Here is a 19,092-nt window from a genome sequence, read left to right as displayed (position 1 = left end):
AACAGTTGTTAGGACTGATCCAATTGGCTCAGTCTTTCGACTAAGAAAACTTATAAAAACAAATTAGTTTTAGGAGTGGGATTATGTCTTTCATGAGGCAGATTAGCCGTACACAGTGGATTGGCCTCGTGCTCGTTATCGGCATCTTATTTATCGACATGTTATTGTACAGTTTGTTCATTCCGGTTGTACCTTATTTTACAGAACAGTATTCGATGTCGTCGACGACACTTGGCATACTATTTGGCAGTTATGCGGCCGCGTTATTTCTGACGACTCCCTTTTTCGGCCGCATCGCAGATCGATTCGGCAGACGCAAGACGATCATTATGGGCTTGCTGTTCATGATGATGTCTACCTTGCTGTTCGTATTTTCTCAAACGACCGCGATGCTTATTATGGCACGCTTCCTGCAAGGCTTGGCTGCAGCAGCTTCTTGGACGGCAGCAATGGCGCTGCTGGCCGACCTGTTCCCGGGGCCGGTTCGAGGTGCAGCGATGGGCTTCGCCATGACAGGAATATCATCGGGCTCTTTGCTTGGAGCTCCAATTGGGGGCTGGTTATTCGAGGTTGGCGACCATCATACGCCATTCTGGTTCGCTGCCGCGTTGACTGCCGTCATCTCGATTACTGTGTTGCTCTTGCTGCGTGAGCCAGTAAGGGAAGAACGCTCTGCTGAGGGAGGGGGAACCTTCTCTTTGCTGCGGCACCGTACGATTCTGTTCGTTGCCTTCGTTATTTTGCTGGCGGAGACAACCCTGACGATGTTGGAGCCACTGCTGCCGGTATATGTGACCGAGCGCTTCCAGATGTCTCCGCTCGCACTTGGCATGCTGTTCGGCGTGATGACACTAAGCTATGGATTAATAGCGCCAATAGCAGGAACACTTGCAGGTAAGCATAACCCATTTCGCTTGATGTTAATTGGACTGATCGGACTGGCATTTACGCTTCCTCTTATCGCTTTTGCAGGCAGTGTCCCTTTGCTTATGGGGGCAGGATGTCTAATTGGAGCGGCGATCGGATTCACGTTATCTCCAACCTTGCCTACACTCGGAGCGATCGTGGATGGGGACTCATCCGGCGGTGATTACGGGGTTGCTTATGCGCTGTTCAACATGATTCATGCGGCAGGAATGATGCTCGGGCCGCTTGCAGGCGGAGTACTGACAGATGCATTGCCTGTGATGGCTTCGCTCATTGTCATTAGCTTGCTCATTGTTTCTGTCACATTCGGCTTGTCTATGATGAAGCGTCGGCATACGCACACGTTTTCGCTAAAAATGAGTGCTGAACAACCTGTGGGTGTAACCGTCTCTGCTGGTGAAAGTGTCTATAATCGTTGATATGGCGATATCACTAGATCGGGTTTTCGGAGCATGATTTGATAATTGTTGAAGTTGGAAAGCTGTCTCGTCTATGATGGATGAGACAGCTTTTTTGATGGTATGGAGGGCGTGAAGGACGGAATGAAAGAAAACCATTTGCCGATAGATGAGGTATTGCCAAAATTAAAGTCAGCGTTAAGCAGCCATACAGGGGCAGTATTGGTTGCAGAGCCGGGAGCAGGGAAGACCACCCGTGTGCCGCTTGCGCTGTTGGATGAACCGTGGCTTCAGGGACAGCGGATTCTGATGCTGGAGCCGCGGCGCATTGCTGCTCGCTCTGCTTCACGTTATATGGCTCGTTCCTTAGGAGAGCAGGCCGGAGAGACGATAGGCTATCGCGTTCGTCTCGACACATGCATTAGCGAGAAGACAAGAATTGAGGTTATTACAGAAGGGATTCTGACTCGTATGCTTCAGGAAGATCCCTCCTTGGAAGGTGTAGGACTCGTGATATTCGATGAGTTCCACGAGAGGCATTTGCATGCGGATTTGGGTCTGACTCTTGCGATAGAGTCACAGACGGTACTGCGCGAGGATCTGCGCATTCTCGTCATGTCGGCGACGATTGAAGCAGAGCCCGTCGCGGCGATGCTGAATGAGGCTCCTGTGGTTGCCAGCAAGGGGCGCAGCTATCCGGTTAAGACGATATATGCCGAGCGACGGGAGGATGCACCACTTGAGCAGCGTGTTGTGCGCACGATAATGGCTGCCCTTCATCGTGAAGAGGGGGACATGATGGTGTTCCTGCCGGGAGCAGGGGAAATTCGGCGTGTACAAGCAAGGTTGGAGCAAGAGCTTGCTAGGCTTGCAATGGTTGAACGTGTAAATGTTGCTCCATTGTACGGACAACTGTCGGCGGCTGTACAGGACGCCGCCATTGCTCCATCACAGAATGGAATTCGTAAAATCGTGTTGGCTACTGCAATCGCGGAGACGAGCTTGACAGTGGAAGGGGTTCGCATCGTCATCGACAGCGGACTAATGCGTGTACCTTGCTTTTCGCCGCGAACAGGTCTTACTAGACTGGAGACGCTGCCTGTCTCGCGCGCATCTGCTGATCAACGGCGCGGCCGGGCAGGTCGTCTTGGTCCGGGCATCTGTTACCGTCTTTGGACGCTGGATGAAGAGAGACAGCTTTCAGCCCATCATATGCCGGAGATTCTTGCCGCTGATTTGGCTCCGCTTGCCTTGGAGCTGGCGGCATGGGGGGCGGAAGCCGCTGATCTGAGGTGGCTGACACCGCCGCCAGCCGCTGCACTGCGCCAAGCAGAAGAGCTGCTCGTTCAATTGGGTGCACTATCTGAGGCAAGGGCATTGACACCACATGGACGGATACTGGCGAAGTCAGGTTTGCATCCGCGTTTCGCTCACATGATTACCAAGGGTATGGAGCTTGGGTTAGAAGAAGATGCATGTATGCTGGCGGCACTGCTCGGAGAGCGGGATATTATCCGCCACAGCAGCAGTCCCGGTGTATTGAGCGAGCATGAAGGAGCAGGACAGCGAGCAGCAGCGCCCAATCCGGACTTATGCTTTCGTATGGAACTGCTGGCTGATGAAGGACGTTCGCAATCTCGTCCTCATCGCCATGCTGAGGTGGATGAGAGTGTGCGTCGGCGGATACGCGAGCAAGCGAAGCAGTATCAGCATGCCTTCTGCGTCCAGGTGGATCATAAGCGATCGCTAGCTTTTAAAAATGGTGATATGAGTAAAGAAGATGCATGGAGCTTGCTTGCTGCATTTGCCTATCCGGATCGGATTGCCGAGCGTCGTCCAGATGGGCGCTACCTGCTTCGGAACGGTCGCGGTGCGGCCTTTACTCAAGCTGTTGCAAGCGGAACCCTGCTGGCACAGTCACCATACATCGTTGCTGTGCAGCTTGATGATGCGGGCGCCGATGGCCGCATTCTGCTGGCAGCCTCGCTTAGTAAAGCCATGCTTGAACGCCACTTTGCTATTGAATTAACGCGGGAAGCTCATATTGCTTGGGATCGGACAACACAATCTGTCCGTACCCGAGAGCGCATTCGCTTAGGAGCGCTTACGCTCAAGGATATTCCGCACAGTGCTCCAGACGCAGACGAAGTGCTGCACGCATTGCTGGATGGCATCGCCCAGGAGGGGCTGAACATCCTCCCGTGGACGAAGCAGGCGCGCCAATGTCAGGCGCGGCTTCAATTCATGCATCGGCATTTGCCAGAGGAATGGGCAGCTGCTGGTGAGGAGGAGCTTCTCGCCACCTTAGAGGAGTGGCTCGGTCCGCATGTGTACGGCATGAGAAGCCGTGACGATCTTGGCAAGCTGAACTTAGTTGCAGTGTTTGAATCGATGCTGTCATGGGAACAGCGTCAGCAATTGGATCAAGAGGCGCCAACGCATATCACGGTGCCGAGCGGTTCTCGCATTGCTGTAGACTACAGTGATCCAGAGCGTCCATTGCTGGCTGTCAGGCTGCAGGAGGTATTCGGTTTGCACAATACGCCGCGCATTGCCAGGGGCCGCGTATCGCTAACAATGCATCTGCTCTCTCCGGCACAAAGGCCGGTTCAGGTAACGCAGGATTTGGCGAGCTTTTGGGTGAGCACTTATTTTGACGTGAAAAAAGACTTGAAGGGACGATACCCGAAGCACTATTGGCCGGATAATCCACTCGAGGCGGTTGCAACTCGGCGAACGAGGCCATCAGCGAATAAAGGATGAGATATCGCCCTATTGAGTTGATTTGTAGTAGATACAAGTAGTCTTCTGCTGTCTATTGGTATGTGAAATCAGAATTCGATATAATAAAATACAGGAAATGACCAGCGGGTCTAATCTATACAGAATAAAAACAGCGTTAACACGGCTTGTAGTTTATGGAGGTGAAGGTGCATGTCACATGCACTCGTGTCATCACAGTTAATGTCGCTTATTGTGTCCTTGTGTGCAGGGACAGCAGTTATCGTGCTTCGTTTGCGCGCGTCGAACAAGCCGACCTCAATGAAGAAGATTATTATGCCGCCAATTGGCATGGCAACAGGCTTCGGCATGTTTCTCGTTCCGGCGGTGCGCATTCCGTGGCTATGGGCCATTGGCGCTTTTCTTGCAGGGGCTTCGATCTTCGCCTATCCGCTTATTCGCACATCGCGTTTTGAACGGATCGGCAAGGAAGTTTATTTAAAACGATCGAATATGTTCATTGTTGTAATTGTCGGGTTGCTCGTACTGCGACTCATCCTGCATGATGTCGTGGAGCAATATGTTTCAATTTCACAGAGTGCGTCCCTGTTCTTTATTCTTGCATTCGGCATGCTGCTGCCATGGCGTTTGGCTATGATGATGCAGTATAAGAAGCTGATGGCAGAGAAAGTGGAAAGTGAGCAGTAACAAAATCTTTATGGATGTTCGATAACGAAAGAAGCTGTATCCTGTCTTGAAGAAGCAAGGCAGGATACAGCTTTTATGATAGTAATAAAATATTCTTAGGCATTTTTACTATATTCAAAATAAAACCTGGAGGTGGTTCAGGCATTTATTCATAGCACTGTAACTATGCCGTGCCCCACACAATGCCCAGCTCCTTCAAATATTGGCGGTAAGCGATGCTGACACGGTCGCACTTGAGCGATAATTCCACTTGCAAATCAAGCGGCAAATCTTCAGGTTTCTGATTTTCCACAATCGGCTTGTCCTGTGCAAAAATCATGTCTTGGAACTTCACAATCTCATCGTCAGCCAAACCTGGGTCATAGTTGAAGGATAGAATTCCGTATGCGACAGAGGTTACTTCATCCTTCGGCTGCACCGTTAACAATATGGACATGAGATGACCTGTCTCCTTGTCGCGCTTCGTAAACTTGACGGTAAGCGGACGGGCAATTTCATACGTATAATAGACATTCTTTGCTTGACCGGAGCCGTCCGGATCTGGCTGAAACACTTCAATTTCCTCGGAGCGAATGCCTTCTGGAACGCGGTGAACTCGGTAATCGCCAATTTCCGTATGCGTTTCGACTCCTAGATAACCTTCGTGTACGACAGCAAGATGTCCCACATCAAGGAAGTTCTCTACAATGCGAGGCGGCTTGGCACCCACGGACTGAGGGCCCCATATAACATTGCGCCAGCCTTCAGCACCGAATTCTTCAAATGGAAACCACGGTATATCCGCATTCCCTAGATTGACCCAAATGAATCCATAGCGTTCCTCACAACCATACGTAATCGCATGAGCCTTTTTCGGAATGGCTTGTTCCGCGGGAAGCTGCGGAATGCGGGAACAGGCGCCGGAGCCCTCGAACTCCCAAGCATGATACGGACAGACAAGCTTGCCATCCTTCACGCATCCTAGCGACAAGGCGGCCCCACGGTGTACGCACAAATCCTTGAACGCATGCACACCTTCCTCATTACGGAACAGGACGACGCGCTCTCCCATTATCAGCACCTGCAGCGGCTTCTCCTGCACATCCTGCGCACGGCAAGCAACAATCCATTCATTACGCAATACGGCATCATTTACGATCATGATGTAGACAGTCTCCTTTAATGATCCGGCAATCAAAAGCTGAATCCGAATGTAATGTTCTCATCTATTGAGTGACCAAAATCATGTGTAGAAAAGTATTAAGAAATTGAATGAAATCTTTCGTCTTTTCTGCGCACACGTTTATTTTAGGGAATATATTTGTGCGAGTCAACATAAAAAACGAACAATATACAAAAAATATTTAATTAATATTCGCAATTTACCTATACAAAACGAAATGTACACTCTATAATCAGGGTGTGATCAAAATCATAACGAACGTTACAGCATACGTGGGGGGGAATGAGCATACATGGAACAATCAGCGAAGTCGAACACCCTTGTCGTTGGAGTGGATGATAAGATCAGTGCCGGAAAGGCCTTTCTGTTAGGACTCCAGCATGTGTTGGCTATGGATTTGTACATTGCACCGATCATTATTGCAGGATTGCTGTCACTAAATGCAACGGATACATCGTTTTTTATTCAAATGTGCTTTATCGGAACAGGAATTGCGACCTTAATCCAAACTGGCTTCGGCTTGCGGCTTCCTGTCGTTCAGGGGCCGTCTTACGTGCCTATTGGCGCAATGGGGGCGATTGGAAGCAAGCTTGGATTAGGAGCTATGACGGGGAGCTTGATACCGGGTGCATTGCTGATGATGCTGCTCGGCATGCCGCTGAAATGGTTCGCGAAGGCAGTACGCCGGATGATTCCACCGCTTGTAGGGGGAACGGTTATTTTGATCGTCGGCATATCGCTGATGCCAACGGGAATGAATAATATTTACCGCGCGGAAGGCAACTTGTGGACCAACATTCTGATTGCCGCTGTATCTGCAGGCGTTTTAATTATCTGCATGCTGCTTGGTCGCCAATCGAAGAAGTTGGGCACGGTGTCACGTCTTATTTCCGTCATTGTCGCGATTGTGGCAGGAACACTTTTTGCGTCGATGTTTGGCAAGGTTGATTTCTCACGAGTGGCAGAGGCTGATGCATTTTCCATTCCTAGCTTCTTCCCATTCGGTGCGCCTGAATTTAATCTAAGTGCGATTGTGACCATGATGTTCGTCTACTTCATTATCTTGATTGAAACGACAGGAACATGGTTCGTCATCTCCTCTATTACAGGCAAGGAGCTTACAGATGAGCGCTTGAACCGTGCAGCAGCAGGAGAAGGCTTGGGCTGCTTCGTAGGGTCATTGTTCGGCGGAACGCCAATGACAGGATACTCCTCTAATGCAGGGCTTATCGCGGTTACCGGCGTAGGGAGCCGTATGGCGATTATGGCAGGCGGCGGCATCTTGATTGCTCTTGGTCTTATGCCGAAGCTGTCTGCGGCGATTACTTGCATTCCAGAGCCGGTTATTAACGGTATCTTCGGTGTTGTCTGCGTGGCTATTGTCGTCAATGGGTTGAAAGTCATTCAATTTGTCGATCTGGACGAGCGTGCCATGATGATTATCGGCGTGCCAATTTTGCTTACGATGGCCGTGACAGTATTGCCAGACGGAGCGTTAAAGGGCTTGCCTGACTTCGCCGTGTACGTATTATCCTCCGGCATCACGGTTGGTGCTTTAGCAGCCTTGATTCTCAACCTGGTCATTCCAAGCGGCAAGCACAAGGCAGCGGCAGAAGGCACATTGGTGGCGTCCGGTGGGGAACAGACTGCGTCATAATTTCTTAGCTATTTCTCCTTCTGACCGAGCAACACATCGACAGAAATAGAAGAAGGCAGCAAGCATCGCTTGCTGCCTTTTATCGATCTTCTATCCGATCATAATCTTTCCTTCAGGGTAACGGTATAAGGACTGCTCCTTGCGGTTGCCGAGCGCGTATGCAAGCGTCATGGGGCCGATACGGCCGATGAACATCGTGGCACATATGACGAATTTGCCAAATGCCGACATCTCAGGTGTAAGGCCCATAGATAATCCTACCGTTGCTACGGCTGATACCGTTTCGAAGAGCAGTGTGATGAACGGCTGATCTTCAGTTATGGCCAGCAGCATGGATACGCCCAGCACCATGAATATAGCGAGGAATATAATCGTCAGTGCCTTAATGATCTGATCCTTGGCAAGCCGATGGCGGAACAGCACAGCATCCTCACGGCCGCGCAGCATCGCATAGACGGCAGCCAATAGGATAGCGAATGTCGTCGTCTTAATCCCGCCACCCGCAGAACCAGGAGAGGCGCCGATAAACATGAGAATAATGAGCCCGAATTGGGTTACCTGCTTCATATTTGCCACATCAACCGTTGTCGTTCCCGACGAACGGGCGGAAATCGACTGGAAGAAGGAAGCGTATATTTTGCCGTCCCACCCAAGTGATCCGAGCGTATTCGTATTTTGGAACTCGAAAATGAAGATGAAGATGGCGCCAGCAACAACCAGGATGCTGGTCATGGACAATACCACCTTGGAGTGCAGTGTTAATCGTCGTGACTTCGGATAATCGTACAACTCAGCCAATACGATGAAGCCAAGCCCTCCGGACAGCACGAGGAAAGTAGCAACTACATTCGTTACGAAATCATCCACATGCAGTTGGAAGCTGGAGCCAAATAGATCGAATCCCCCGTTGTTGAACAAAGAGATCGAGTGGAACAATCCGTAATAGAATGATTGCAGCAGGGGCATATCAATAGCCCATCGCAGCGTTAGAATGATCGTTCCTACTCCTTGGATAATGAACACGAATATAATGACACGGCGGATTGTTCGTACAATGCCCTCCATACTGTTCGCATTGATCGACTCCTGTAAAATGAGTCGTTCCCGCAGGGAAATGCGTTTCCCAAGCATAAGATAGAAGAGCAGGGCTACGGACATGAAGCCTATGCCGCCGATTTGTACGAGTGAAATAATAACCCCTTGTCCAAATGCAGAGTAGGTTGTCCCGATGTCGACGACAACCAGTCCGGTTACGCATACAGCAGAAGTTGCCGTGAACAAGGCGTCAATGAAGGAAAGGGAATGGCCAGCCGCCAAGGATATCGGCAGCTTCAAGATACATGTCCCGATTGTGATGATAGACAAAAAGCCGAGAACCAGCACACGAGCAGGCGTCCAATGCATTGTCCGTTTTCTCCATGAAGTCATGTGAACGTCTCCTTTAACAATAAAAAAAGTAATGAGGAAGGATTGAATCCTGTTACAGTCAGGTGCGTACGTTGGATAATCATTCGAATCAATCATTTTCCAAAACGTTCACTAGTATATCGTTCCCCAGAGTGGATGTAAATGGTCGATTTTTATTTACGAACATTTTCCTATTTTGAGAAGGACAATGCAAGGGAAGTGATTCTATCGGTATGTGAATTTAAAAGGGATGATACATGTGCGATAAGATATGAAGAGAATCCTGTTGTTCGTGAGATAGAAGCTTAGCTAACCATGGGAAATGGGCTGGTGGGGATGCATGGGGGAGTCTTCTTAGAACTGTTGGGGCTAGAGGGGTGCCGTTTACGACACCCACAACCGGCCATATACTTTCCAATTTACAAATCCGCGGCTAATCCAATACGTTGATACATGAAGTACGATAAATGCAATAAGCAGAGTTGGTTCAATGAGAGCGAATAAGGCCCATAAAATGACTAAAATCCATGGAGACAGCTTTTGCAGCATCTGGGCTGGCCACCATACGAGTCGGAACCACGGGTGGGATTTTTGTAGTGCATCCATATATTCGTTTCTCACTTGGCTATCTTCAGGATTTAAACGGATGGCCTCTTGCATGAATTGCATAGCGCGATCGTGCTCATCTCGCTGATCTGCTGCCCAAGCAAGCTGCATCAGGGTGTAAGCATGTTTCTCCTGCCAGGCTAAAGCTTGGCGTTCTGCTTCGCGGGATTCCGGATACCGCTTCATTTGCGCTAGTACATAGCTGTAGGTAGCATAAGCAATACCGGCAGGCTCAATGTCGATACTGCGCTCCAGCGATAGAAGTGCTTGATCCAGTGCGCCTTTGCGCAGCTGATACTGGGCAAGCAGCAGATGGGGCGTTGGATCTTCTTCTGCCACCAAGGCAAGCTGCCTCGCTGCTGTCTCGAAAGCAGGCCATTCTCTGCGCTCATAATAGATGGACATGCGAACTCGCCAAGCATCCGGAAGTCTCGTATCGCGCTTCAATGCCTCAGAGGCCCAATGCAGCGCCTGATCTGGTGCGATCGGCTTGTGAACAACTGCTGCCAGCGACATGACGGTTGGATGCTCCGGATATTGCTGCTGCAGGCGCATAGCCTCTTCCAGCGCTTCCTTGTAGCGCTGCTTCTGATATAGCTCATTTACCTGATGAATGGCCTCCTGGAGGCGTATTCTCTCTTCCAGCTCTTTGGCTGTCACGTTCTGTTCGCCAGATTCATCGGGCTGGTTCTCTTTTTCTGCAGTTTGTTCCAGCTCCTCATGCTCTACTTGTGGCATCCTCCATCACCTCCATGATGTACTCGGTTGTTATCTCTATTGCAAATCCATGAATGTTGAAATGATGGATCGACGCGTATGATCATCTTCATCGTCTGAGCCTTGAATGATGATCCTCTGGGTCGTTTTAACGACCTTCAAAGGGATTCGATAGATGCCTTATGTGTCAGCTTTAGCTTCGCTTCTTCAATCATCTACTCATTCGTGAAAGCTGTCTATTAGACTGCGCTTGTTGGCCGCAATCCCTCAGGTGAAGCTGACAATATTGTAGACCCACACTGCGTTCGGAGCAAGGGAAATAGGGTTTCCATTTTATATAATTATTTTGATTTGGCTGCCACAGTACCACATTACGGCAGATACCCCTGTTGAGAGAACAGCTTTTTACGCCGGAAATTTACTTGCTACGATATTCCCTTTGCCCATTGATGAAGGGTGTTATCGCTTGGAAGCATCCATGTCAGAAGACCGAATAAAGGAAGAAATCCACATACGATCATTACATTTTCAATTCCCCACGTGTCTATGAAGTACCCGAGTGCAAGTGCGCCAATGCCTCCCATGCCGAAGGCGAACCCGGTTATGAGTCCAGATACCGTTCCGATGTTGCCGGGATGAAGCAGTTGTGCGTAGATTACCGTAACGGAGAAGCTGGACAATAAAATAAATCCGGTCAAGGCCAAAACAACACCAGCCCAAAACAGCGATAAATACGGCAATATGAGGGCAAGCGGCGCAGTCCCAAGCATAGAGACGAGTATCAAGTTGCGTCTTCCGAAGCGATCGGCAAGCGGGCCGCCGAAGAACGTTCCGACTGCTCCTGCTCCGAGGAATAAGAATATGTATATTTGTGCGTCATCGAGTGTCAAATGGTAAGCATCCATCAAGTAGAAGGCATAGTAGCTGCCTATGGCGGCACTGTACCAGGAACGGGCAAAGACGAGCACAACCAATACGATGGTGGCGGCAATAACTCGGTTGCGCTTCGATGGATCCATCGTGCGTGCCTGATGCCGCTTTTTGAAGGCATATCCGCTATCCAGCATTGTACGGTACCAGCGTGCAATATAGGTTTGTACGGCTATGCCTGCCCCTGCAACGATCGTGAATACGAGTGCACCCGATTGCCCCAAGGGGATAAATATCCATTTTGTCAGCATGGGCGCGAGGGATTGACCCGCGTTGCCGCCTACCTGAAAGATTGATTGGGCGAGTCCTTTTCGCGCGCCTGCTGCCATATGAGCAACTCTCATTCCCTCTGGATGGAAGGCGGCTGATCCGAAACCGACGAGCACGACAGCCAGAAGCACCAGAACATAGTTCGGAGCATAGGCAAGCAGCAGTACGCCTGCGAAGGTGAAGCACATTCCAATTGGAAGCAGTGCTGGTGTCGGTCTGCGATCCGCTGCATACCCAACGACAGGCTGCAGCAAGGAAGCCGTCACATTGATGGCGAAGGAGATCCAGCCAATTTGAGCATACGACAGATTCATAGATGACTTCAGAATGGGGAAGATTGCAGGGATGACAGCTTGAATCGAATCATTGAACAAGTGCACGAAGCTAATGGCAAGCAGAATGCGGAACACCGTATCTGCTTGAAGATGGGGTGCAGGCTCCATGCTCGGAGATTTCATTTGTGATGCAGTCTGATGCCTGGGCGCTGCAATGGTTGATGCTTTATTGTCCATGAAGGAACTCCTTTCCTTAGGTGAATTGATAGCAGAGCGTTGTTTAATCGCATGAAGATTATGGAATGATGTAACGATAATCGTTTTTCCTTATTGTTGCAATCGAGAAAATGGCCCTGTTATTGGAGAAATATAGAAAATATCTCGCCAGACAGGGCCATTTCTTAGATTTTCATAATTAAAATAGTAGATGTGCCGCTAGCGCAATAATCGGCAGCGTGATAAGCGTACGCAGCAGGAAAATAATAATCAAATCCTTCATGTTCACAGGCAGCTTAGAGCCAAGTAGTAATCCGCCGACCTCGGACATATAAATGAGCTGCGTGACAGACAGGGCAGCAATGACGAAGCGGGTCATTTCGCTTGTAATGCCGGAGCCCAGCACTGTAGGCAGGAACATGTCTGCGAATCCAACAAGTATCGTCTGTGATGCTGCCTCCGCTTCAGGAAGTCCTAGCAGCTGCAGCAGCGGAATGAATGGCCAGCCGAGCCATTGAAAGACCGGAGTATACTCGGCAAGTGCAACGGCAATTGTGCCAATAGCCATCACAACCGGAATTACGCCGAACCACAGGTCAACAATGTTTTTGAAGCCCTCGCGAATGAAGGAGCCTGCACCCTCATGTTGCCGTGCCTTATTGACTGCTTGGCGAAGTCCCCACTGCCATGGGCTCCATGATGATGGGATTGCCTCTTCTTTAGCGGGTACTGCCCCTGCTGCATACGTGTCAGGCTTGCGCGATAGCGGCGGTATGCGCGGCATAATAACGGCAGCGATCATACCAGCTAATGTTACCGTCGCATAAAAGGGAAGGAACATGTGAGCCAGATTCACATTGCTCAATACGATGAAGCTGAACGTAATAGACACGGCAGTAAATGTCGTTCCGATGACGGCAGCTTCTCGCTTTGTATAGTAGCCATTCTCATATTGCTTGCTGGTCATCATCACGCCAATCGTACCGTCGCCGAGCCAAGACGCCATGCAGTTGATGGAGGAGCGTCCGGGCAAAGTAAAGATTGGACGCATAATTTTGGTCATGAGCGTGCCGAAGAACTCAAGCAGTCCGAAGTCAACGAGCAGCGGCAGAAGCAAACCTGCAAGCATAAAGACAACGAACAAGCCGGGAATAAGGCTCGAGAGCAGCATGCCGCCAGTATGTTCCGACCATATCCACTCGGGTCCAATCTGAGAAAAAGTAATGATCGCAAATATCATTCCTATTGTTCGAGCGGCGAACCAGAAGGGGGATATAGCGAACAATGCATTCCATAATGGCTGATGCAGCAGCTTCTCCGGCTTCAGCCAGCGGGTATATGCAGTTCCGATCCAGGCCAGGACGATGATGATCGTGGCAGCCAGTGGGAGCCAAGGCGCAAGCCATTGTCCGATCACCTTGGCCAAAAATGCAATGGGTACCGTTACTTCCCCATTCCATGGCACAGGAATAACGAAGAGCAGTAGCCCAAGTAAGGATGGTATGGCGAAATGCAGCAAGCCTGTCCAACTCAAATGCTGTGTGGAAAGCGAATTTTGCTGCATGTTGTCGTTTTTAACTGTCATGTATGAATAATTCTCCTTAGAGTGCGGTATATTTATGCAACATCGTTTACTTTAATACAAATAGAGTTGAATTCCAAGAGTAGAATAGTTAGAAAAAAGTGGAATCCCAGTTAAGTGCAGTATACCAGTTTTTCCTATGTTTTGAAAATCCCCGTTAAGTCATTATAGTGAAGGCACTCGGGTTATCATCGAGCAGTACTTGACTCCATTTCATTCGTGCGAAATACTTGATTCATCGGCTGCATTCATATGTGGAGCAGATCAGGAAGGGGGACTAGCATGTATGTTGTAGAGCTTACATATAAGAAGTCTGTGGAAGAAGTAGATGTTTATTTGGATGCCCACCGTGCATTTTTGGACGAGCATTATGCGAAGGGCGTATTTTTGTTATCAGGACCGAAGGAGCCTCGAACAGGAGGAATCATCATCGTAGATGCGCAGACAGAGGAGGAGGCTCGTTCTTATATCGAGCAGGATCCATTCTTTGTACATGGTGTGGCGGCGTATCATTATATTGCCTTCCGACCAACGAAAGCAGATGAGGGCCTGCAAGCGCGTTTATTCCAACGGTAGCTGCGGCTGAGGAGAATCATGAACCGTGGGTTCTGTTTACGAAGGCGCATACATAAAGGATATAAAAAAAGCGAGATTGCCTAAATGTGTAGGCAGTCTCGCTTCGCTTATAATCGGAGTTATCCTTCTACTTGTGGTGTGGAGGTTTCAACTGATCTCTGATTTATTTTCTGCATGGCAAGGCCTGCACAATAGCCAACCGCCACACATGTTCCTAAATTATTGGTGAGATGGCCCATTATCGCACCCATCATGATTCCAGAATAAACCCAAATTTCCCCCGTACCTTTCATTTTGCTCCAAGTGTCCTTTACCGTTTGTTGTTTTTTCATAATATTTAACGTCCTCTCGTTTGATTTGATACCTTTATTCTATAGGCATCTACATGTCCATTCCTTATTTTCTGGTTGAAATGCGCCTTTTTCGGATTGAACGAAGCTAGAGGAGGGATGAGTGGGCACATTGGAGCTTATTTGGATGAGGCCAACACAGCAGTAGAGCAGAATACGCAAGCTGCATAGAATGTATGAGCCGCTTCAATAGCTTCAAGTGTTATCGATATGAAAGGATAAAAAACGAGTCGTTCTATTTTGGTGACAAGCGCATATAATCCAGATTATATACTCGATTTTCCCGCCTTGCGTATAATGGCTCAGGAGCTCTTAAGGTTTAGTTGAGAGACAATAATGTACAACGGGATATTGCTTGAGAAGCTGCATCCAGATATAAGTGCGGGGGAGAGAGGATTTAGCAGAACTCATTTGGGAAGCGCTTACAATAAAATAAGATGTGCCCGTACTCTTACTCCAATACTGGATAAGTGGATGGAACAGGGCATCTGTGAACGAGGCTGATCGAGATATGGAATTAGGCGTTCATCCTGAAGTATGGCAAATCAGCATGCTGGAGCTTACATTTCGCGTCATTATTGCCGTTGTACTGGGCGGTGCAATTGGTCTGGAGCGCGAATTCGGGGAGCACGCAGCCGGATTTCGCACGCATATTCTCGTTTGTCTAGGATCTGCGCTCATTATGATGCTGTCGAGCTATGGATTTTCAGACTTTATTTATGAAACGAATGTACGCATGGATCCGGCCCGGCTGGCGGCTCAAGTCATTAGCGGAATCGGATTTCTTGGCGCGGGTACGATATTACGTACAGGCATGACGGTATCAGGCCTGACGACTGCCGCCTCCTTATGGGTAGTTGCCGCAATCGGCTTGGCGGTTGGAGCAGGCTTCTATTATGGTGCGCTTTTGACCGCATTTACGGCATTTTTCAGCTTGTTCATGCTCAACAAGTTGGAGAAAAAATTCTCACCCTTCTCAAAGTCTGCTTCTGTAAGGAAGCTTGCACTTGTTATTGCGGATGGGCCGCGCCATATCGGAAAGGTACTATTCATTCTGAAGGAACAGAATATTGCTATTTCAGACATTTCTATTGAGCCTGTGGAACAAGGGGAAGAAGCAAGTACAACAGGCCCCTTATCGCCGGAGGATTCAAGTGACATGGATATCCATTGTTGTGTGCTGCTGCAGGTAAGCTTAAAATGCCGGACCTGGCATATCGATAAGCTGCTGGAAAAGCTGTTGTCTGAGCCGTGTGTGAGAGCCGTAAGGCATTTTGGCATTGATGAACCGATTGCTGAAAAGAGCAAATGGGGCTTTAGCGATTTATTTGAACGCAAGCAGGAGGATCACTCTACAGAGGAGAGCTCCAAGCAATAACTTATCACTCACAAAACAGCACAGTCCTGAGGATTTCCGCTCATGGAGCTGTGCTGTTCGTGTTGCAGATAATAGAAAGCCGCTGTATATTTCTCGGGAAATAATGTATTTCCTGTCGGACAAACTCATTATGCGTCGTAACGTTTGCTGCGATATACAATCAGTGTAATGATAATTGAGGCGGCCATCCAGATGGTGATAATGCCTACGTGGATTGAAATGGAAAATAACCCTTGACCGTCCCACAGCTTCTGAGCAGCTTCCGACAATTGAGATGTTGGTAGGTATGCCACGATCGTGTCTACCACACTGCTGTTGAAGACATTGCTGAATGCAGGCCCCATAAGGAAGACAATCATAAGCGGCATGCCAACGAAGGAAGTTTCCATCGTCGTACGGGACAATAAGCCAGTTAGCGTACCGAATGCTACATACATGATAAGACTTGGCACAATCAGCATAGCAAGGCCAATAAGCGGAAGTCCTGGCGTTTTTGCAATCAGAAAAGTTGCGATCAGCGCACATAATGTCAGGAATACGGAGATTGCGCTCTTACCCAACAGTACCTCGATCGGCTTGGCAGGGGACAACATCAGTACGCGCAGCGTATGCTTCTCCTTCTCTTCTGCCACCATCATCGATTGGGCAAATAAACAAGTAATCAGCAATGCCATGTTGATTGGCATCATCAGAATAGTAGCGCCATCATCGATGGTCCCATTGCTGAACATGAAGGCGAAAATAAGCGGCAAAGCTGCTGTAATTAACAGCATTTGATTCCTCATAGCTTCTTTCCATTCCTTCTGAATCATGGCAGTTACTCGATTTATAGAAAATGTCATTGTAATACGCCTCCGGTCACTTTAATGAAAATATCGCTTAATGTTGGTTCATTTGAATGTATCGATATAAGCTTGCCGGATGTCATCCAATCGTGAATACGATTTGCTCCAGCCTCATTGCGTTCAACGGTATGTGTTCCATCAGTCGTGACCACCGTAATGGCATGATCCATGTGGGCCAGCCGCAGCCGCTGCGGTGTATCCATAGCAGCGATGCATCCCTGATGAAGAAAGGCGATGCGATCACACAGTGATTCCGCTTCCTCCATATCATGCGTCGTCAAGAAGATGGTTGTTCCCATGCGGTTCAACTCCCGCAAGGCTTCATGTATTCGTTTCGTATTCGTCGGATCGAGTGCGGATGTCGGTTCATCCAGGAATAAAATATCTGGCTTATGAAGCAAGGCGCGAGCCAGTGTTACTCGCTGCTTCATCCCTTTGGATAAATGCTTCACTGTCGTTTTACGCTCGCTTGTTAAGTTGACCTGTTCTAGTGCTTCCTGTACTCGGCTCGTCGGCACATGATACAGCTTGCAGAAAAACACAAGATTATCCTCAATGGTAAGCCGCTCGTACAAGGTGCTATTATCCGTTAATATGCCGATGCGGGACAGATGCTGCTGGCGTTCTGAATCCTTCATTTTCGCGATGTCTACATCGAATACGCGGGCTGTTCCAGCCGTTGGAAGGAGCTGGCCTGTAAGTATCTTCACGGTCGTAGTTTTACCTGAGCCGCTTGGGCCGAGAAATCCAAAAATTTCGCCGCGCTGAATCGTAAAATCGATTGGCTTTATGGCTTGCTTGTTGCCGAATGTCTTGGTCATTGCTCTTACTTCAATAATTGGTTCCATGAGTCACCCTCGCTTTATCTAAATGATATTGTGTACGATTCGAATGTCAGTGCCCGCTGTTGCTCATTTGCGGTCGGTGCAGCTCATTGCTGCGCTGCCGTCCCTGTCGACATCCTTATCGTACTGTGAAAGGGTGATCGGCACCTCAAAAACCCCGCGAATAGCGCACTCCAGTGGTTGAATGGAGCGTTTCGCAGGGAGGATGGAACCGATTAGAGCTGATTTGATACGACGTTGCGGCTAAATGGAGCGGTCATCCTATCCGATTCCCATAATAGCCTTCATTTCTTCGTATTTATTCTTGGAGAGCGGCACCTTGCTCTTATTCTCATCATCAAGCACGAGGCTGTAGCTGTTGCGGGACCAAATAATGACTTCACGGACACGCTGCAAATTGACCAAGTAGGAGCGATGGCAGCGGAAAAATCCGAATGCCTTGAGCTTGCGCTCCAATTCTGTCAGCGTCATCGTGCAGGGCAGCGAACCGGAATGCATATGAAGCTGGGAAGCGCCATCTTGGCTTTCGATATAATTCAATTCAAGCGGATCAATAAGCACGATTTTGTCTTCAATACGTGCTGGAATTTTGTCAAAGCTAATTTGCGGGACGAAGCGTTTGCCTACTGCTGCCGAATCAAGCTCGTCTTCCTTTTCCTCAGGCTTCGCATTAGGAGCGTCCTCTTTATGTACAAGTTCGGCATCTTCTTCGCTTAGCTCAGTATCTGATGTGTCTAAAACTGCGGCTGTACTCTTGTGGCCTTCCTGAGCTATTTCTTCCAAGCCTGACTGCTGGGCGAGGTTGGCTTGTTCATCTACGTTAAGGGCCTCAACCTCGGATATTTGATTTACAGGCTCGTCCTCAATGATGACTGGCTTAAAGCCGACAGGCGTTAAGCGTACAACATGATTGGTCATTGTGAGCGCACTCTCCAAGGAAGGCACAGTCATGAAGATGGAAACGCCCTCCTCGCACATCGTGTTAATCCATTGACGGAGCAGGTAGCTGCTTTCCAAGTCCATATGGAATTCAGGATCCTCGATGATAATCAACTCTGGACGATGAGCTGCGGCTCGTGCTAGGTGGAATCGGCGCTGTTCGGGCAATGAGCATTTGCCTAGCGGCGTATTCATGCGCTCATACAAGCCGGTTAGCTTCAAGAGCTGTTCCAAGCGGTCTTTATGGTAGGCCCCATACATTTTCATAAAGAAGGTCAAGGCTTCCTTCGGTGTTAATCGTTCATATAAGGCTTCACTCTGCCGAATCAAGCCGATTTTAGTGGCGAGAGAAGCGAAGGAAAATGGAATGCCGCGCCATGTCACGCTTCCAGCCGAGGGCTTGGCTCTATTTATTAGTAAATCAATAATCAACTGTCCGGTGATATGGTTGCTTTGCACCGCAATGCACTGTCCCGGATTTATTTGTACGCTCAGCGCATCTAAAAGTGTGGAGTTGCCTTTTGTCATCGATAGTTTGTCAATAATCAGTCCATCCCCAGCGGGGGGTTCAAGCGCGTTCATA

At 49.0% G+C, this 19,092-nt stretch carries 15 protein-coding genes; 6 read left to right on the top strand and 9 right to left on the bottom strand.

Annotated elements, in window-relative coordinates; all coding sequences use genetic code 11:
* Positions 1 to 83 precede the first annotated feature (83 nt).
* The 3 genes from NO352_RS20640 to NO352_RS20630 all read left to right on the top strand — a co-directional run bounded on the left by NO352_RS20640 (position 84) and on the right by NO352_RS20630 (position 4,754).
* Positions 84 to 1,346 carry an MFS transporter gene (locus NO352_RS20640; RefSeq protein ID WP_005545036.1) on the top strand — a complete coding sequence of 421 codons (1,263 nt, stop codon included), beginning with the start codon at positions 84 to 86 and terminating at the stop codon, positions 1,344 to 1,346.
* Positions 1,347 to 1,469: 123 nt separating this feature from the next.
* A complete protein-coding gene (gene hrpB, locus NO352_RS20635; protein ID WP_289356667.1) occupies positions 1,470 to 4,088 on the top strand; it encodes an ATP-dependent helicase HrpB in 2,619 nt (872 codons plus the stop codon).
* Positions 4,089 to 4,259: 171 nt separating this feature from the next.
* Complete coding sequence (locus NO352_RS20630; protein ID WP_005545033.1) at positions 4,260 to 4,754, top strand: CcdC family protein; 495 nt, start codon at positions 4,260 to 4,262, stop codon at positions 4,752 to 4,754.
* A gap of 163 nt (positions 4,755 to 4,917) precedes the next feature.
* On the opposite strand, the gene NO352_RS20625 is transcribed toward NO352_RS20630, so the two are convergent.
* Positions 4,918 to 5,895: an aromatic ring-hydroxylating oxygenase subunit alpha gene (locus NO352_RS20625; protein ID WP_005545032.1), complete on the bottom strand. Its 978-nt coding sequence runs from the start codon at positions 5,893 to 5,895 to the stop codon at positions 4,918 to 4,920.
* 313 nt (positions 5,896 to 6,208) lie between these two features.
* Here NO352_RS20625 and NO352_RS20620 point away from each other — a divergent pair, with 313 nt between their 5' ends.
* Positions 6,209 to 7,573, top strand: coding sequence for a nucleobase:cation symporter-2 family protein (locus tag NO352_RS20620; RefSeq protein WP_005545030.1), 1,365 nt, complete (start codon positions 6,209 to 6,211; stop codon positions 7,571 to 7,573).
* A 90-nt stretch (positions 7,574 to 7,663) separates the two neighbouring features.
* Here the strand turns inward: NO352_RS20620 and NO352_RS20615 are convergent, their stop codons facing one another.
* The 4 genes from NO352_RS20615 to NO352_RS20600 form a co-directional block, all read right to left on the bottom strand.
* The gene (locus NO352_RS20615; RefSeq protein WP_430111991.1) at positions 7,664 to 9,022 is read right to left on the bottom strand and encodes a TrkH family potassium uptake protein; all 1,359 of its coding nucleotides are present in this window, start codon (positions 9,020 to 9,022) and stop codon (positions 7,664 to 7,666) included.
* Positions 9,023 to 9,364: 342 nt separating this feature from the next.
* On the bottom strand, positions 9,365 to 10,324 hold the full coding sequence (locus NO352_RS20610; protein WP_005545026.1) for a tetratricopeptide repeat protein: 960 nt from the start codon (positions 10,322 to 10,324) through the stop codon (positions 9,365 to 9,367).
* A gap of 404 nt (positions 10,325 to 10,728) precedes the next feature.
* On the bottom strand, positions 10,729 to 11,961 hold the full coding sequence (locus tag NO352_RS20605; protein ID WP_238555798.1) for an MFS transporter: 1,233 nt from the start codon (positions 11,959 to 11,961) through the stop codon (positions 10,729 to 10,731).
* A gap of 232 nt (positions 11,962 to 12,193) precedes the next feature.
* Positions 12,194 to 13,579, bottom strand: a complete 1,386-nt coding sequence (locus NO352_RS20600) for a YjiH family protein (RefSeq protein WP_005545023.1) — start codon at positions 13,577 to 13,579, stop codon at positions 12,194 to 12,196.
* 279 nt (positions 13,580 to 13,858) lie between these two features.
* Here NO352_RS20600 and NO352_RS20595 point away from each other — a divergent pair, with 279 nt between their 5' ends.
* On the top strand, positions 13,859 to 14,152 hold the full coding sequence (locus NO352_RS20595; RefSeq protein ID WP_005545021.1) for a YciI family protein: 294 nt from the start codon (positions 13,859 to 13,861) through the stop codon (positions 14,150 to 14,152).
* 119 nt (positions 14,153 to 14,271) lie between these two features.
* Here the strand turns inward: NO352_RS20595 and NO352_RS20590 are convergent, their stop codons facing one another.
* Positions 14,272 to 14,484 (bottom strand): hypothetical protein, encoded by a 213-nt coding sequence (locus tag NO352_RS20590; protein WP_289356666.1) that lies wholly within the window; start codon positions 14,482 to 14,484, stop codon positions 14,272 to 14,274.
* Positions 14,485 to 15,013: 529 nt separating this feature from the next.
* Here NO352_RS20590 and NO352_RS20585 point away from each other — a divergent pair.
* Positions 15,014 to 15,880, top strand: a complete 867-nt coding sequence (locus NO352_RS20585; RefSeq protein WP_005545016.1) for an MgtC/SapB family protein — start codon at positions 15,014 to 15,016, stop codon at positions 15,878 to 15,880.
* 128 nt (positions 15,881 to 16,008) lie between these two features.
* Here NO352_RS20585 and NO352_RS20580 read toward each other — a convergent pair whose 3' ends face one another.
* The 3 genes from NO352_RS20580 to NO352_RS20570 all read right to left on the bottom strand — a co-directional run bounded on the left by NO352_RS20580 (position 16,009) and on the right by NO352_RS20570 (position 19,091).
* Positions 16,009 to 16,722 (bottom strand): ABC transporter permease, encoded by a 714-nt coding sequence (locus NO352_RS20580; RefSeq protein WP_289356665.1) that lies wholly within the window; start codon positions 16,720 to 16,722, stop codon positions 16,009 to 16,011.
* Positions 16,719 to 17,573 carry an ABC transporter ATP-binding protein gene (locus NO352_RS20575; protein WP_289356664.1) on the bottom strand — a complete coding sequence of 285 codons (855 nt, stop codon included), beginning with the start codon at positions 17,571 to 17,573 and terminating at the stop codon, positions 16,719 to 16,721. The genes NO352_RS20580 and NO352_RS20575 overlap by 4 nt, the downstream gene beginning before the upstream one ends.
* A gap of 258 nt (positions 17,574 to 17,831) precedes the next feature.
* Complete coding sequence (locus tag NO352_RS20570; RefSeq protein WP_005545008.1) at positions 17,832 to 19,091, bottom strand: LytTR family transcriptional regulator DNA-binding domain-containing protein; 1,260 nt, start codon at positions 19,089 to 19,091, stop codon at positions 17,832 to 17,834.
* Between the last annotated feature and the right edge of the window lies 1 nt (position 19,092).

This window comes from Paenibacillus sp. S-12 (assembly GCF_030363895.1).
GTDB classification, from domain to species: Bacteria; Bacillota; Bacilli; order Paenibacillales; family Paenibacillaceae; genus Paenibacillus_B; species Paenibacillus_B alvei.
The sequence above is the reverse complement of the archived record's forward strand: the minus strand, read 5'-3'. Positions and strand labels throughout refer to the sequence as shown.

Bases quoted from the DNA above. Each gene is read 5' to 3' on its own strand.
- NO352_RS20640 (WP_005545036.1), top strand. From the start codon at position 84: ATGTCTTTCATGAGGCAGATTAGCCGTACACAGTGGATTGGCCTCGTG.
- hrpB (WP_289356667.1), top strand. From the start codon at position 1,470: ATGAAAGAAAACCATTTGCCGATAGATGAGGTATTGCCAAAATTAAAG.
- NO352_RS20630 (WP_005545033.1), top strand. From the start codon at position 4,260: ATGTCACATGCACTCGTGTCATCACAGTTAATGTCGCTTATTGTGTCC.
- NO352_RS20625 (WP_005545032.1), bottom strand. From the start codon at position 5,895: ATGATCGTAAATGATGCCGTATTGCGTAATGAATGGATTGTTGCTTGC.
- NO352_RS20620 (WP_005545030.1), top strand. From the start codon at position 6,209: ATGGAACAATCAGCGAAGTCGAACACCCTTGTCGTTGGAGTGGATGAT.
- NO352_RS20610 (WP_005545026.1), bottom strand. From the start codon at position 10,324: ATGCCACAAGTAGAGCATGAGGAGCTGGAACAAACTGCAGAAAAAGAG.
- NO352_RS20605 (WP_238555798.1), bottom strand. From the start codon at position 11,961: ATGAAATCTCCGAGCATGGAGCCTGCACCCCATCTTCAAGCAGATACG.
- NO352_RS20600 (WP_005545023.1), bottom strand. From the start codon at position 13,579: ATGACAGTTAAAAACGACAACATGCAGCAAAATTCGCTTTCCACACAG.
- NO352_RS20595 (WP_005545021.1), top strand. From the start codon at position 13,859: ATGTATGTTGTAGAGCTTACATATAAGAAGTCTGTGGAAGAAGTAGAT.
- NO352_RS20590 (WP_289356666.1), bottom strand. From the start codon at position 14,484: ATGAAAAAACAACAAACGGTAAAGGACACTTGGAGCAAAATGAAAGGT.
- NO352_RS20585 (WP_005545016.1), top strand. From the start codon at position 15,014: ATGGAATTAGGCGTTCATCCTGAAGTATGGCAAATCAGCATGCTGGAG.
- NO352_RS20580 (WP_289356665.1), bottom strand. From the start codon at position 16,722: ATGACATTTTCTATAAATCGAGTAACTGCCATGATTCAGAAGGAATGG.
- NO352_RS20575 (WP_289356664.1), bottom strand. From the start codon at position 17,573: ATGGAACCAATTATTGAAGTAAGAGCAATGACCAAGACATTCGGCAAC.
- NO352_RS20570 (WP_005545008.1), bottom strand. From the start codon at position 19,091: ATGAACGCGCTTGAACCCCCCGCTGGGGATGGACTGATTATTGACAAA.